The 14,970-nt window shown below is 61.4% G+C and carries 13 protein-coding genes; 10 read left to right on the top strand and 3 right to left on the bottom strand.

All coding sequences use genetic code 11. The features are described from left to right. Positions 1–134 precede the first annotated feature (134 nt). The gene (locus QN084_RS05570; RefSeq protein WP_069695869.1) at positions 135–1,703 is read right to left on the bottom strand and encodes a chitinase; all 1,569 of its coding nucleotides are present in this window, start codon (positions 1,701–1,703) and stop codon (positions 135–137) included. A 219-nt stretch (positions 1,704–1,922) separates the two neighbouring features. On the opposite strand from QN084_RS05570, the gene QN084_RS05565 reads away from it, so the two are divergent. From QN084_RS05565 to QN084_RS05525, 9 genes are all read left to right on the top strand, one after another. Continuing rightward, positions 1,923–4,334: a glycosyltransferase family 2 protein gene (locus QN084_RS05565; RefSeq protein WP_083261956.1), complete on the top strand. Its 2,412-nt coding sequence runs from the start codon at positions 1,923–1,925 to the stop codon at positions 4,332–4,334. Between the two features lie 243 nt (positions 4,335–4,577). Continuing rightward, on the top strand, positions 4,578–5,573 hold the full coding sequence (paaA, locus tag QN084_RS05560; protein ID WP_021473882.1) for a 1,2-phenylacetyl-CoA epoxidase subunit PaaA: 996 nt from the start codon (positions 4,578–4,580) through the stop codon (positions 5,571–5,573). Beyond that, on the top strand, positions 5,570–5,872 hold the full coding sequence (gene paaB / locus QN084_RS05555; protein ID WP_021473883.1) for a 1,2-phenylacetyl-CoA epoxidase subunit PaaB: 303 nt from the start codon (positions 5,570–5,572) through the stop codon (positions 5,870–5,872). Before paaA ends, paaB begins: the two co-directional genes overlap by 4 nt. Beyond that, positions 5,869–6,786, top strand: a complete 918-nt coding sequence (paaC, locus tag QN084_RS05550; RefSeq protein ID WP_021473884.1) for a 1,2-phenylacetyl-CoA epoxidase subunit PaaC — start codon at positions 5,869–5,871, stop codon at positions 6,784–6,786. Before paaB ends, paaC begins: the two co-directional genes overlap by 4 nt. Positions 6,787–6,791: 5 nt before the next feature. Then, positions 6,792–7,355 (top strand): 1,2-phenylacetyl-CoA epoxidase subunit PaaD, encoded by a 564-nt coding sequence (gene paaD / locus QN084_RS05545; RefSeq protein WP_031216983.1) that lies wholly within the window; start codon positions 6,792–6,794, stop codon positions 7,353–7,355. A gap of 8 nt (positions 7,356–7,363) precedes the next feature. Beyond that, positions 7,364–8,569 carry a 1,2-phenylacetyl-CoA epoxidase subunit PaaE gene (gene paaE, locus QN084_RS05540; protein ID WP_069695868.1) on the top strand — a complete coding sequence of 402 codons (1,206 nt, stop codon included), beginning with the start codon at positions 7,364–7,366 and terminating at the stop codon, positions 8,567–8,569. A gap of 9 nt (positions 8,570–8,578) precedes the next feature. Then, entirely contained in the window at positions 8,579–9,358 is a 780-nt protein-coding gene (locus QN084_RS05535) for an enoyl-CoA hydratase/isomerase family protein (RefSeq protein WP_021473887.1), read from the top strand. 371 nt (positions 9,359–9,729) lie between these two features. Beyond that, positions 9,730–10,326 carry a Fic family protein gene (locus QN084_RS05530; RefSeq protein WP_069695867.1) on the top strand — a complete coding sequence of 199 codons (597 nt, stop codon included), beginning with the start codon at positions 9,730–9,732 and terminating at the stop codon, positions 10,324–10,326. Between the two features lie 69 nt (positions 10,327–10,395). After that, complete coding sequence (locus QN084_RS05525; RefSeq protein ID WP_069695964.1) at positions 10,396–11,337, top strand: lipid kinase; 942 nt, start codon at positions 10,396–10,398, stop codon at positions 11,335–11,337. A gap of 30 nt (positions 11,338–11,367) precedes the next feature. Here the strand turns inward: QN084_RS05525 and QN084_RS05520 are convergent, their stop codons facing one another. Next, positions 11,368–13,230 (bottom strand): FG-GAP-like repeat-containing protein, encoded by a 1,863-nt coding sequence (locus tag QN084_RS05520; protein WP_083261955.1) that lies wholly within the window; start codon positions 13,228–13,230, stop codon positions 11,368–11,370. A gap of 75 nt (positions 13,231–13,305) precedes the next feature. On the opposite strand from QN084_RS05520, the gene QN084_RS05515 reads away from it, so the two are divergent. Next, on the top strand, positions 13,306–13,746 hold the full coding sequence (locus QN084_RS05515) for a VanZ family protein (protein WP_069695865.1): 441 nt from the start codon (positions 13,306–13,308) through the stop codon (positions 13,744–13,746). A gap of 95 nt (positions 13,747–13,841) precedes the next feature. Here QN084_RS05515 and QN084_RS05510 read toward each other — a convergent pair whose 3' ends face one another. Further along, entirely contained in the window at positions 13,842–14,918 is a 1,077-nt protein-coding gene (locus QN084_RS05510; protein ID WP_069695864.1) for an LCP family protein, read from the bottom strand. Positions 14,919–14,970: the final 52 nt, after the last annotated feature.

Here is a 14,970-nt window from a genome sequence, read left to right as displayed (position 1 = left end):
TCCCGCCACTGAACCCCTGCCTTCGACCGTGGCCCCACCCAAAAGCGAACAATGCGCGTACAGTCCGTTGCGCTGTGGTGATCATACGTGGGTGGGCCAGCTTCTTGTGGGAATATGCGTCAAGATGTTCCCGCCTACTTGGGTGTTGGCGTTCCCTGCAGCAACTTGGCTAGCTCAGCGTTGGACAGCTTGGCCCACGCTGTCTCGGAGGACCCCTGCAATGCCGCCTCCGGGCTTTGAGTTTGCACCCACCATTTGGCCTCGAACACGTATGGGCCAAACATCACGCGATCGCCCTTCTTGTACACGGTTTCGGCCGACCATACAGGGTAGGTGCCGGCAGGAGCTGTGACCTCTGGTTGCGGGCGATCCCCCGGGAGGACGGGGCCGATCAGCTGCCAGGGAGCTGCCGTGCCGGCAGCTACGGGGTTGTTGGGGACATCGTTCTTGGTCCACCACTTCGCTTCATACACATTGCCGTGCCACACTGTGCGGTCCGACTTTACGTAGGCGTTGGTAGGTGACCAGATGGGGTACGGGCTGGTGGCGGGATCGTCGACGACGGGCGCTGCGGTTGTAGTGGTTGTCGGCTCCGGAGCGGGTGACGTTGCGGTGCTGACGGAATCCCGTTCCGCGCCAAGGATGCTCGAGAACAAGCCACCTGACTGCGCCACGCCGCTGCAGGCATCTGAGACCACCGTCAGCGTGGGGTAGTTCGGTCCGCATTCGACATCCCTGTTCAGGGACCACATGGACATACGCCCTACGCCTTTGCTTTCCGCGAAGTCGTGCAGGCCCTCCGCGTCGGCGACGGTGAAGACGTCGGCCACAATGTCATTTTGGCCGATCATGGGGGTAAGGCCGATCTTGCGCCACAGGGTTTGCGCACCAAGGTCTTGGTTGACCGACGAATAGATTTCTCCCAGTTGGGAGTGGGTTGCCTCTGCTGCGGCAATTGACGCCTGCAGCATGGTTTGCCCTGCGACGCGGCTGGCACCGTAGTCCATGGTCATGACGTTGACGCCCGCAAGGTCGACGCCGGCTGACAGCATCTGCTTGACGGCGGATGTCCCCTCGGCCGTCAGTCCCGTAGGAGCCACAGGGAGCGTCAACCATACGGAGAGGTCCTGGGCGTTTTCCCGGCGTTCCTTCTGGAGTTCGCTGATCACTTTGGCCTGCCGCGTGAGTGCATCGACGTCGGATAGTGCGGCTCCTTCGATATCCAGGTCGATGGACGTCAACTCGTATCGGTCCACTACTTGTGCATAAGCGGCCTTTAGCCGGGCGGCGTCCCTGCATGCCGTCGCCAGTTCCTTGTTCGACAAACCGCCGAACGAGACGGCTACGCTGCCTCCGGCCTGGCGCAACCTTGCAATACGGCGATCCAGGTCCAGGTCTTCCCCTGCCGCATCAAGGCTGTAGAACGTACCCCACGACGGCGTGCAGCCATCCTTCGGGTCGGCGACGATGAACGAGAGGACCACTGATTTGGTGCTCGCCGTCGATGCCTGCTCGAAGGCATACCTCGGGGTCGCCGTGACGTCGACATACCCCGCGAAAGTGGATGGTGAAGCAGCGGCGGCCCGGGCATCGGAATAGTTGTGCCACGTGGTGATGCCGGCAGCTACCAGCCCTCCAATGACGAGCGATAAAACGGAGAGCCGAAGGATGGACAGTTTCCGTCCAGGGAAGTATTTCGACATGGATCACCCAACGTTGACACTGAAGTTTGATGCGAAGCAGGGGCAAATGAATACCGTGAGGTTCCTAATAAGACCTCGATTGTCAAGCCTTAAAGACAGGAATCGACACGGCGCAAACCTCCATTAGTATAAGGGGTAAATCGATGTGACTTGACAAACGGACGATCACGTCTTTCCGGATAGCTGGCCTTGGCCTTGCATGCAATCTGATGGGGAACTATGACGGACCAACTGGTGGATTCACCTGACCTTGTGCCTAATTCGGGCACGGCTATCGATGAGCCATCGGAGGCTAAGGGGCGCAAACGCCAATGGGGATCGGAGCGCCGTTCCGAGCCGCTCCCGATTGTTCACCCAAAGCCTTCCGCCCGGAAGATCGTGCTGGGCCGGCTTGCCATTTTGGTCACTGTGGGCGCGTGGATGTATTACGTCGTTTCCACCATCATCCGCGAGTTCATTAATAACCCGAATCCTGGTTTCCGTTTCACCATCGAGTCCGTTTCCTATGTGGTGGTAGTAACTTTCCTGACGTTCTCGGCCCTGATGTACCTGATGGCCAGGCAGGGCGCCCTCTACCGCTTCAGGGAACACCGCAGGGTCCCGCGGGGTGAACTGGACAATCACTTTGCCGATTACCAGCACGGCATCACGGTGCTCGTACCTTCTTACGCCGAAGAGCCGGGGGTAGTGAGGGCCACGTTGTGGTCGGCAGCCCTGCAGGAATTCCCTGACTTGCGTGTGGTTCTGCTGCTGGACGATCCGCCCAACCCCACTGACCCGGAAAAGGCCCGGCGTCTTGATGAGACAAGGGCGTTGGCCGGCCAGATTGAGAGGGCGCTATCTGCACCAGCTGCCCGGGCCAACAGTGCCTTGGCGGCTTACCGCGCCCGCAGGAACGGGCCGGTCGATCCGGCTGCCGGCAGTGCGTCTCCTGCAACCAAGAAGACAGGGAAGCAAAAGGGCGCACAACAAAAGCTCCGGGACCTCGATGAGCTGGACTTGCTCATTGCCGAATACGAGGCTGCAGCCGAATGGTTGGAAGCCATGGCGGAGGCAGAGTCAGTCCACGACCATGTGGACGAGTTCTTTGTGGACCTTGTGATCATGGGCCTGGCGCGCGAATTGCGCTTGGTGCTCCTGGCCCTGACATCGGCAAAGGCCCAGGGAGCCCTGCCCGCACCTGAGCGAATGGAGCAGCTGTACCTCAGGCTCACATGGATATTCAATGGCCGCTTGGAGTCGTTCGAGCGCAAGCGTTATGCGAGCCTTTCCCATGAAGCCAACAAGGCCATGAACCTGAATGCCTACATTTCCCTCATGGGTCAGCGTTGGCGGAAGGAAGAAGCGGGCGGAGCCACATTGCTGCGTCCTGCTACTACGCCGCATGAAGATGACCTTGTGGTACCGGACAGCACCTATTTGCTGACCCTTGACGCCGATTCCCTGCTGCTCCGGGATTATTGCCTCCGATTGGTGTATTTTCTCGAATCGGCAGGAAATGAACGTGTAGCTGTAACCCAAACTCCTTATTCGTCGTTCCGTGGAGCTCCAACGCGAATTGAGCGAATTGCGGGCGCCACAACAGATATCCAACACATCCTCCACCAAGGAATGTCCTATTACGGGGCAACTTTTTGGGTGGGAGCCAACGCCATTATCCGCAAACGCGCGTTGGAAGACATCGTGGAAGTGGAGACGGTTGGCGGCTTCGAGGTGCGTACCTACATCCAGGACCGCACTGTCATTGAAGATACGGAGTCGAGCATCGACTTGGGCGCCCACGGGTGGACCTTGGTCAATTATCCGGAGCGCTTGAGCTACAGCGCTACACCGCCGGATTTTGGTTCCCTGGTAGTGCAGCGGCGGCGCTGGGCCAATGGAGGCTTGCTGATCCTGCCCAAGCTGTGGAACCAACTGTCGCAGCGGCGACTCCAACGCGAGAGGATCCTCATTCGGGAAGTCCTCTTGAGGGTGAACTACATGGCCTCTATCTGCTGGGCCAGTTTTGGGCTCCTGTTCCTGCTGGCCTATCCCTATGACAGTCGCTTGCTCAGCCCTGCTGTGTTTGTTGCCGCACTTCCGTACTTCCTCTGCATGGGATCCGATCTTCGCGACTGCGGGCACCGGTTCAGTGACATCTTCAGGATTTACGGTTTCAACCTCATCCTCTTGCCGGTGAACCTGGCCGGCGTGCTCAAGTCGTTGCAGCAGGGCCTGACGGGGGACAAGATTCCGTTCGTCCGCACGCCCAAGGTCAAGAACCGCACCGCAGCCCCGGCCATCTACGTCCTGATCCCATACCTCATTGTTGCCTTTTCCGTGTTGACCATCTGGCGGGACTGGCAGCAGGGAAACTGGGGCAATGTTGCGTTCGCTACGCTGAATGCGGTGCTGGCCATGACGTGTATCCAGGCCTACATAGGGCTCTGGAACTCGGTGGTGGATATCTCCTTGGGTGCACTCAACTGGCTTTACGTCAGTCCGAAGTCGAAAGCAGGCAAGGAGCCGGTGGTGGTCCCCAAGTCGGCGGAGGAAGTGGATTGGGAGTCGATCCTGTATCACGGTGACCGCAGGCTCAACCGAGACCTCCGCGGCGGAACTGATCGTCGTCGCCGCATCTCACTGCGATAGCCTTCCAGCAGCCCGGGCCCGGCACATGCCGGTCCCGGGCTTTTTCGTGCCCGCTGACGAAAATTTGCTGGATCATTCGGTCCGGCACGGGCTGGTTCCTTGGATTCCCGGGCTTCGCCTCAGCCAAGCCGCGGATGATCCAGCAAATTCAGGGCGAGCCCCACGAAGGCGGCCAAAAGCTTGACTGAAAACCTCCCCTCCGCATATTCTGAACGAACGGTCGGTAATTTATTAGGAGCAACCATGGCAACGCAGAATCTGCAGTCTGTGCCCGTTGAGCTGTCCCCGGAGGAGCAGGAACGGGAGGCGGCTGGTCAGGCGTACTTTGACCGCATTATCTCGGAGGACTCGCGCATTGAACCGCGGGACTGGATGCCGGCGGCTTACCGCAAGACTTTGCTGCGCCAGATCTCGCAGCACGCGCACTCGGAAATCATCGGCATGCAGCCGGAAGCCAACTGGATCACCAGGGCACCGAGCCTGAAGCGCAAGTCCATCCTCATGGCCAAGGTCCAGGACGAAGCCGGCCACGGCCTCTACCTGTACTCGGCTGCCGAGACCCTGGGCCAGTCCCGGGACAAGATGACGGAGGACCTCATTGCGGGCAAGGCCCGGTACTCGTCCATCTTCAATTACCCCACGCTTTCCTGGGCGGACATGGGTGCTATCGGCTGGCTGGTTGACGGCGCAGCCATCTGCAACCAGGTTCCCCTCTGCCGTGCATCCTACGGTCCTTACGGCCGCGCAATGGTGCGCATCTGTAAGGAAGAGTCCTTCCACCAACGCCAGGGTTTCGAGATCCTGCTGGAACTCTCCAACGGAACGCCGGCGCAGAAGCAGATGGCACAGGACGCCGTGAACCGCTGGTACGCGCCGTCGCTGATGATGTTCGGCCCGCCGGATGACGATTCACCCAACTCCAAGCAGTCCATGGCGTGGAACATCAAGCGGTTCAGCAATGACGAGCTGCGCAGCCGGTTCGTCGGCATGATGGTGGAGCAGGTCAAGGTCCTCGGCCTGACCCTCCCGGACAAGGACATCCGTTTCAACGAAGAAACCAAGAAGTGGGAACACGGACCCCTGGACTGGAATGAGTTCAAGGAAGTCCTGGCCGGCCGCGGTCCCTGCAACTCGCAGCGCATTGAGCGCCGCCGTGAGGCACACGAAAACGGTGCCTGGGTTCGGGAAGCTGCCGCAGCCTACGCCCGCAAGCAAGCACAGAAGGAACACGCAGCATGAGCAACCAGCAGCCTGAAGAAACCCCCTGGTCCCTCTGGGAGGTCTTTGTCCGGTCCAGCCGCGGCCTGTCCCACGTGCATGCAGGTTCCTTGCACGCACCGGATGCCGCCATGGCCCTCCGCAACGCCCGCGATCTGTACACCCGCCGCAACGAGGGCGTGTCCATCTGGGTTGTTCCGGCTGAGGCAATTGCCGCCAGCGATCCCGATTCCAAGGGCTCGTTCTTCGAATCCCCGCAGGGCAAGGATTACCGCCATGCGACGTACTACACCAAGAGTGAAGGCGTGAAGCACCTGTGACTGACAAAGCAACTGACTTCGCCATCGAAGGCCACGGCGATATCTCCGTGGGCGTCTCGGGTGCGGGTGCGTCCGGTGACGGTTCGGCCAGTGCCACCCGTATCACCCCGGGCAATGCACTGCGTCCCGAGGACATCGCCCTTGAGGTCCGCCGCGGGGAAGTAAAGCCCAGCGAAGATGTGGCCGAGTACGCGCTGCGCCTGGGTGATGACGGGCTGATCCTCGCCCAGCGCCTGGGCCACTGGATTTCCCGCGCTCCCGAGCTCGAGGAAGACATCGCGCTTGGCAACATCGCACTGGACCAGTTGGGCCACGCACGGTCCTTCCTGACTTATGCCGGTGCCGCTTGGGACAAGTCGGAAGACGACCTCGCGTACTTCCGCCGCGAGCACGAGTTCCGTTCGGCGCACCTCTTCGAGCAGCCCAACGGCGACTTCGCTGTGACCATCGCACGCCAGTTCATTGTGAGCTTCTACCAGTACCAGCTCTACACGGCGCTCACCGCGTCCACGGATGCCACCATCGCAGCCATTTCCGCGAAGGCCGTGAAAGAAGTTGACTACCACCGCGACCACAGCGCCCAGTGGGTGCTGCGCCTGGCCGGTGGCACGGATGAGTCGCGCGAGCGCATGATCAAGGGCCTGACCCTCGTGTGGCCGTACGTTGACGAACTCTTCGAAGACGATGAGCTCACCACGCGCCTGGCCGAAGCCGGCGTGGCGGTCCAGCCGTCCAGCCTGCGTGCAGAGTTCGACCGCCTGGCCGGGGAGATCCTGGCCGAGGCCGAGCTGGAGATCCCGGCTGTTCCGCAGGCTCCGGGGGGCGGCCGTCGCGGCAAGCACTCCGAGCACATGGGCTACATCCTGGCCGAGATGCAGGTCCTGGCCCGCGAACACCCCGGCGCGAGCTGGTGACCATCATGGCCACGGTAAGCACCTTGACCGCCGCGGAACAGCAGGCGTGGGACATCGCGTCCACCGTCTGCGATCCGGAGATCCCGGTCCTCACCATTGAGGACTTGGGGATCCTGCGCGGCGTGCGCGTTGTCGAGTCGTCGGATGCAGCCGCTTCGGAAGACGGGCACGACGGCGGCCCGGCGGCTTCCGCCGTCGAGGTCACCATCACGCCCACGTACTCGGGCTGCCCGGCCATGGACGCCATTGGCGATGACCTGCGGAAGGCTTTCGAGAAGGAAGGCTACGCGAAGGTCGACATCAACCTGGTCCTGTCCCCGGCATGGACCACTGACTGGATGACCGAGGCCGGCAAGGCGAAGCTTGAGGAATACGGCATTGCGCCGCCGTCGGGCCGGTCCGCTGCCGGTGGCCATTCCGGTCCCATCCGTTTGAACCTGGCTGTGAAATGCCCGCAGTGTTCATCGCTGAACACCAAGGAACTCACCCGCTTCGGTTCCACGTCCTGCAAGGCACTGTTTGTCTGCCAGGACTGCAAGGAACCGTTCGACTACTTCAAAGTCTTGTAAGGAAGAGCATGACCACCGAAACCCAGACGGCCAGCCGCCGTCGTGCGTCTTTCCACAACCTGACCGTCTCGGAAGTCCGGCGCCTTACGGACGACGCAATCGAGGTCACGTTTGCGGTTCCCGTCGAGCTGGCAGGCCAGTACGACTACCTGCCCGGCCAGTACGTTGCCCTCCGCACGTCGCTGCCGGGCGCGGACGGTGAGCTGCACGAGGTTCGCCGCAGCTACTCGATCTGCGCCGAACCGCGCACGTTTGGCGACGGCAGCAGCGAGATCCGCGTGGCCATCAAGAAGGACCTTGGCGGCATTTTCTCCACGTGGGCCAATGCCGAGCTGAAGGCCGGGGACACCCTGGACGTCATGAGCCCGCAGGGTGCGTTCATTTCGCGGCACGGCAAGGACGGCGCGTCCGTGCAGCACAACGTGATGAACTCCATGAACCACCCGGAGGAATTGGCGGGGGAGCCGGGCAACTTCGTGGCCATCGCGGCGGGGTCGGGCATCACACCGGTCATCGCGATTGCGCGCACGCTGCTGGCCGCCAACCCAGAGACCACGTTCGATCTTATTTACGCCAACAAGGCCGCCATGGACGTCATGTTCTTGGAAGAGCTGGCGGACCTGAAGGACAAGTACCCCACCCGCCTGGCGCTTCACCACGTCCTGTCCCGCGAGCAGCGCATTGCGCCGCTGATGACGGGCCGCATCGATTCGGAGAAGTTGCAGGCGTTGCTGTCCTCCGCCATCCATGCCGAGGATGTGGACGAATGGTTCCTGTGCGGGCCGTTCGAACTGGTCCAGTTGTGCCGTGACACCCTTGCCGCACGCGGCGTGGAGCCGGAGCATGTGCGCTTCGAGCTGTTCACCACGGGCCGCCCGGACCGTCCTGAAGGCAACGCCGGCCGCCCGGTTGTGGAGGACGAGTCGCAGGAGACTTACAAGATCACCTTCAAGCTGGACGGCCTCACCGGCGACGTCGCCAGCCCCACCCACGCCCGGGAATCCATCCTCAACGCAGCTTTGCGCGTCCGCCCGGACGTTCCGTTCGCTTGCGCCGGCGGCGTGTGCGGCACCTGCCGCGCCAAGGTGGTTACGGGTACCGTGACCATGGATGAGAACTACGCCCTTGAGCAGGACGAGCTGGACAAGGGCTACGTCCTCACCTGCCAGGCCCACCCCACCAGCGAAGAAGTTACCGTCGACTTCGACGTCTAAGGAGTCCCCATGATCGAGCTCTCCATTGCCAACGGCATCGCCGAAATCGTCCTCAATGCCCCGCAGAAGCTGAACTCGCTGGACGAGGACGCGCTGGCCGAGTTGGGCAAAGCGTACGACGACGCTGCTGCCGCCGCCGAACGCGGTGAAGTCCGGGCGCTGCTGCTTCGCGGAGAGGGCCGGGCCTTCTGCGCGGGGCGCGACATCGCCGGCGTGACACCCGAAACCGATGACGCCCAAGCCTATCTGGGCGGATTGGTGGAGCCGTTGCTGAAGAAGATGGCCGCGTTCCCCGCACCTACGTTCGCAGCTGCGCACGGGGCGTGCCTGGGCGTCGGACTCGGCCTGCTGCTGGCCACGGACGTGGTGTACGTGGCAGAGAATGCCAAGTTCGGGTCTCCCTTCGCCAAGCTCGGCGCCACGCTGGATTCCGGCGGGCACTGGTACTTCGCCGAGCGCCTGGGCATGCACCGCACGCTGGACCTGATCTACACTGCGGACCTCATTTCCGGGACCGAAGCCGTGGCACAGGGCATGTTCAGCCGGGCCATGCCGGATGACGCTCTGCTGCCTACTACCCGGTCCATCGTGGAGCGCGTGGCTTCCGGTGCGACTCAGGCGTTCGTCGCATCCAAGGAGTTGGTGGCCCACATCCGCGATCAGCGCCTTGGCCTGTGGGAGTCCATGGCCGAGGAGAACACGGAGCAGGCACGCCTGTGCAAGACCGATGACTATGCCGAGGGATTCCGGGCGTTCCAGGAGAAGCGGGCGCCTGTTTTCAAGGGGTAGTTCCTGGTCCGTAGTGGCAGAATGTACGTGAAAGGTCAGCATCGGGCCGCTCGGAACCAGCATCCATTCGCCATGTCAGGACGTGAGATGAAGAAAGTCAGGTACACCCCAGGGCTTACGGATGCCCTGCGGGAAAAAGTGCGTTCATCCGCGAACTCAATGAGCGGCCAAAAGCGGCATATCCCTGGAAAACCGATTCGCGTTCCAATAAGTGTTATTGCCGATCAGGTGAGCGCCTCCATGGCGATAGAGGGCAGGGGACTGGTTTCCAAGCTGACCGTCGGACAAACTGTGGCTTCCAAAAAATTGGTCAATGACGTTGTTGCCCGCGCGGCAGCCCGTCGTGGCAGGAGCCGAGACGTCCCGGAAGCATGAGCCCCAACTATGGGAGTACTCCTGTCGACCCTGAGGAAGCGATGGCCTTCGTGGAGGGTGTCGCTTTCGATACTAAAGAGGATGTTTACCGAGCGGAGGCAGAGGGCATTTCAGCCGTCGAATCAGAAATACTGACGGCTATCGCGGACGGCGCCGTTTCGGCAATCGACCTCTGCGATTACGAAACGTTCCTTCAAATGCACGAGGCATGTTACTCGGGCATCTGGAAGTGGGCAGGGAAGATCAGGACGAGGGAAGTCTCTATTGGAGTCGCCCCTGAGGTGATCAGGCAGAGGCTGCCCGAGGAATTGGGAAACATTGCCTATTGGGTCGAGCATGATGTTGACCCGTTCTGGACAGCCATGGCAGCACACCACCGACTCGTCATGGTCCATCCTTTTGTGGACGGCAACGGTCGGCTCACCCGCCTGTGTGCCGATCTTCTGCTCTACAGCTTGACGTCGCGCTACCTATTCGATTGGGAACCAGTCGTTGACTCTGATGCCTACTTCGAAGCGCTCCGGGAAGCAGATCGGACCATGAGCCCGGATGCCTTGCTGAAAATTGTCGGGCTGATCGACCTAGGGGACTAAGTAACACCTGTGGAACGCGGGAACCCCCTCGCAGGGTTCTCCAAGGTCCGTCCGCCTACGATGGTCAGCATGAAAACCGTCCGTGAGGCCCGCTCTGTTGCCGTGGTGATCAATGCGGCTTCACGTCGTGGGGCCGCAGCCGCGACGTCTGCCGTCGATCTCCTGAAGCAGGCCGGCGTGCCGGTTTCCGCGGTCCATGCGGTGACCTCGGGTGCGGAGCTGACGGGTGTGCTCGATCGCGTGGCAGCGGAGCAGCATGACCTGGTGGTTGTGGGCGGCGGCGACGGCACGGTGAGCTACGCTGCAGGGCTGCTTGCCGGAACTGACACGGTGCTGGGAGTGCTCCCGCTGGGGACGGCCAATGATCTTGCCCGGACACTCGAGATTCCCAACGGCCTCGCAGAAGCCTGTGCCGTCATTTCCGACGGCAAGGTAGTGGACATCGACCTCGGCCGGGCGAACGGGCAGCCGTTCCTCAACGTGGCTTCCGTTGGTCTCTCCGTAGGTGTCACCCAAGCGCTCAGCCCTGGGCTCAAACGACGGATCGGTCCCTTGGCGTACGGCGTCGCCACCGTTCAGGCCTATGCCCGGCACCGGCCGTTCCGTGCCCGGCTGGAGTTCCCGGACGGCGACCACCCAACGTTGGAACTAGAGGACCTGCTCCAAGTCGCAGTGGGAAACGGCAGGCATTACGGTGGCGGCAACACTGTTTCACCGATGGCCGGGATCGATGACCACACCCTGGATATCTACGCCATCCTCGCTGCACCGCTGAGGGAACACGTGAAGATTGCGCGGCTCCTGAAGGATGGCAGCTTCGTGGAGCATGACCGCGTGTACCACCTGGAGACCCGGAACGTCCGGCTGGTCACCCATCCGTCCATGCCGGTAAACCTCGACGGCGAGATCGCCACGGAATCGCCGACGGACTTCGCGGTCCAGCGCAACGCAGTCCATGTGGTGGTTCCGCAGGGGAGTACGGGGGCTACGTTCGAGGGACCGTCCGGTTAAGAACTTTGAGGTTTCCCGCCTTATGTGCCTTTAGAGAATCGCCGTCATCCCGTTCCAGCCCGAGCCAACCTTCGTGGCTGTTGGCCAGGCCCAGGCGCCTTTACCCGCGTAGAGCCACAGTTCGCCGGCGGAATTCCGGGCGAGGATATCTGCCCTCCCATCGCCGTTGAAATCACCGGGTCCAACAAGGGAGTCCATGACGTTCCACCCTTGGCCGATGGCCTGGCGGGAGAGCCAGCTGCCGTATCCGCTGGACGGGTAGAGCCAAAGGGTCCCGGCGCTGTCCCGGGCCACCAGGTCCGAGGTGCCGTCGTTGTTGAAATCACCCGCACCGGTGATCTCGGACATACCGTTCCAGCCGGAACCCGCCCATGTTCGGGGCAGCCAGCCGCCCTTGCCATCACCGTGGTAAACCCACAAGGCGCCGTCCCGGGCCCGGGCAACGATGTCCGCGAATCCATCGCCTCGGAAGTCAATGGCTTCGATTGCGCTCATGCCTTCCCAGCCACTGCCAACCTGCACGCGGGGCAGCCAGCCGCCCGAGCCATTTCCGGGATAGAGCCACAAGATCCCGCCACCATCGCGGGCCAAAACATCGGCTTTGCCGTCACCGTTGAAATCGCCCGGAGCCACAAGTGCTGTCATGATGTTCCAGCCCTGACCAACCTGCACGCGGGGCAACCAGCCGCCCGTGCCGTTGCCCGGGTACAGCCAGAGCAGGCCGGAAGCGTCCCTGGCCAGGATGTCGGCTTTGCCGTCACCGTTGAAATCGTTCTTGAGGGGCTGATCGAGGTTTCCATCGATAACCGCCACTGAAGCAGATCCGTTGTTGGCAATGAAAACCCTGTTGCTGGACGGATTGACAGCTGCTGCGTTGGGTTCCATCCCGGTGTAGACCGCTGTGCTTGTGTTGTCCCCGCCGTCGATGACGGCGGTTCCCCTGCCGTTCATGGTTGCGTAGATCTTGTTGTTCGACGGGTTGACCACAATCGTCCGAACACGGGTGGCAGTGGACACGTTCGCGGTCTCGCGCATGGTGGCACCGTCCACCACTCGAACGGATCCTTCTACGGAATTAGTGGCAGTGCCTACGTAGATTCTGTCCGTGACGGAGTTGACGGCCAATTGGTAAATCGAACTGCTGAACCCCAGCGACCTCGTGATCGTGTCGGTGCTGCCGGAGATGGACATCAAGTTGTCCTTGTTAGCGACGTAGATCTTGTTGAGCTTGGGATTGACGGCGATATCGATCACCCCGCCGGCTCCCACGATCGGGCTGATCTTCCCGCTGCCGTCAAGCACCTTTACCGTTCCTGCTGAGCGCAGGTAGGTCTTGTCCGTAGTGGTGTTGACGGCTATTTCCTGGACGCCCCCAGTGAGGGGAACGGCAGTAGCCGTGTTGGTGGCACCGTCGATAACGGTGAGTCCGTTCCCCGTGCCTACATACACCTTGTTGGTCTTTTCATTCACGGCCAGGGCGTCCGCGGTTGCCCCGATTGACACCACTGCCGCCGCGTTTGTTGCTCCGTCAATCACCGCCAGGGACTGGGCGTCGCTAGCGTAGAGCTTGTTAGTCGCGGAATTCACTGCGAGTCGCGACGAGTAGTCGCGGGGCTGGTAGATCCGTCCTCCGCCTGGCACGCCCCCACGCACGCTGAAAATGCCCTCGATGGTGGACACGTAGGCCGTATCCGTGGAGGTGTTTACTGCGATTCCCCCAGGGTTGTCACCAACCGGGTCAACTTTTACCACCGAGTCGGCCGTTGCAGGAGCGGCGTTGCTGCCTGCTAGAAGCATCACTGTCAACGCGCCACATGTGGCGGTAGCCCTTGCCGTCCGTCGTCGTTGGTTCAACCCGCCGAGCGCGCGCGAACCATCAGTCAAGGCGATCATGTTTCCCCCAAAAGTAGTGACGCCGGAGCGTCGTCAGCAGCAGTCTATAGCCGTTCCGGCCATTAGGCTGGACCAATGATTACGGCCAGGGACCGGACTCCCAGACTTGGACGGCGTGTGCTCATGGCAGCCTTCGGCGTCTACCTCGTGGCTCTAGCCTTGGTGGTATTTCTCCCGTCGAAGGAAGCCAGCACCGTTACCGGCTTCGTCGGCGTCATCGCTGAATGGCTTGCTGCATTGGGCCTTCCCTTCGAAGAAGCAGCCGTTGGGGTGGAGTTCGTTTCCAACATCGTCATGTTCGTCCCGTTCGGTTTGCTGGCCACTTTCCTTTGGCCGGACGGTTGGAACTGGTGGCGGATGCTGCTTCTCGGCGCGGCCACGTCCACGTTCATCGAGGTCACGCAGCTGATCATCCCGGGGCGTGTCACAGCCCTATCAGATGTCATTGCCAACTCGGCGGGCGCGCTTATAGGTGCCGTTGTCGCCAGGCAGGTCTACCGGGGTTCCGAACATTAGAGGTGCTCGCAGGGGATCAGTACAAACGCCAAACCCCGGCGTCCGCTAAGCGGGCCGGGGTTTGCGGGGTAGTTGTTGCTGAGATTGACAGGGGGCTAGTTGCCTTTTTCCAGAGCGTGAGCGGTGACGTACGCGCCCAGTTGGTCCTTGGAAAGTGCCTCCGCAATGTCAGAGATGGCTTGGTTGTCGGCCACCACGATTGATTGGCCATCCGGGGAGCTGCCAGTCCCGAGGGTCGGGAGGGTGAACATGACGGTGTCGTTGGCCCGGAGGTCCTTCATCCCAACGGCAAGACTTCCAATAGCCCCAGCGTCAAAGCCCTTGTCCACGCTGACGAACGGGGACATGGCCGAGACCATGTTGTTGACGGTCACGGGGTTCGTGAGGGTGTCCCTCGCGATGATCTTGCTGATCATGGACTTGAGGTAAGCCTGCTGGTTACGGACTCGCTGGTAGTCGCCGTCGCTGAAGGACTTGCGTTCACGAACGAAGGCCAAGGCTTCGTCGCCGTTAAGTGTCAACTTTCCGGCATCGTAGAAATGTCCCTTCATGGGTCCTGAAGCTGGAGCGAATGGGATCTTGTTGTTTACTTCCACGCCGCCGAGGGCGTCGGTGAGGCCCTTGAAGCCTTCAAAGTCGACCATGGCAACGTGGTCAATGCGTTGCTTGAACAGCGATTCGACGGTCTGGACAACAAGAGGAACGCCTCCGTAGGTAAGGGCGGAGTTGATCTTGGACTGCCCCCTGCCGGGGATGTCCACCCAGAGGTCACGCATCAGTGAGACGGCGTACACGTTTTTGCGGTCGGCAGGGATATGTACCAACATCAGCGTGTCCGAGCGCTGGTCAGTGGATGCGTCGGTTTCCAAGTCAACCTGATCGGTTCCGCGGCTGTCGCTGCCCATGACCAGGATGTTCATGGCCGCCGTACCGTTGACCGGCTCAGCCTTTTGGGGTCGCGTTGACTCCTCGGGGAATGCCGCGTCAATCTTGGTGGTCCCGTTGTTGAAAGTCTGTGCAAGGTTGAAAAGGTACAGGCCACACACAAGTCCAATGACCACCACGGCGGCTGCGAAGCCCAGCAGGACGTTACGGGCGGTCTTGTTACCACCCTTTTGGCGTCGGGGGCGTGAGTCCGCCGAGGGGTTTTCGGTATCAGTAGGGAGCGTCATTTGTTCCTTGATGTTGGCAACAGCAGAGATGATTCTAGCAATTTTGTGATAT

The organism is Paenarthrobacter sp. R1 (assembly GCF_030264015.1).
Classification (GTDB): Bacteria; Actinomycetota; Actinomycetes; order Actinomycetales; family Micrococcaceae; genus Arthrobacter; species Arthrobacter ureafaciens.
This window is presented reverse-complemented; position numbering and strand designations above follow the sequence as displayed.